The organism is Streptomyces sp. P9(2023) (assembly GCF_032436795.1).
In the GTDB taxonomy this organism is placed as follows: domain Bacteria; phylum Actinomycetota; class Actinomycetes; order Streptomycetales; family Streptomycetaceae; genus Streptomyces.
Genome location: NZ_JAUPWM010000508.1, coordinates 1 through 211 on the forward strand (window position 1 = coordinate 1; position 211 = coordinate 211).

The following is a 211-nucleotide window of genomic DNA, read 5'->3' on the forward strand; positions in this document are numbered from 1 at the left end:
CCAACTGAAGTCATCGTCTGTCGAGAGGTTTTCCAGGCGTGTAAGCCATGTTGCATCATCATCCTCACCCACGAAGGCTTCCAGCAAACGCAGCGACACCCATTCATGTCGATAACGATTACGGCCTTCCAGTTTGCCCATTAAACGCTGCTGGAACGCTTGGCTCGCTTTGCCTAAGTCGTGAAAGAGCGCAGCCATAGAAGCTAGCAAA

The 211-nt window shown here is 51.7% G+C and carries 1 protein-coding gene; it reads right to left on the bottom strand.

Features of this window, described 5'->3' with window-relative positions; all coding sequences use genetic code 11:
• On the bottom strand, positions 1-198 hold a 198-nt coding region (locus Q5762_RS38540; RefSeq protein ID WP_315896973.1), incomplete at its 3' end, for a hypothetical protein.
• Positions 199-211 lie beyond the last annotated feature (13 nt).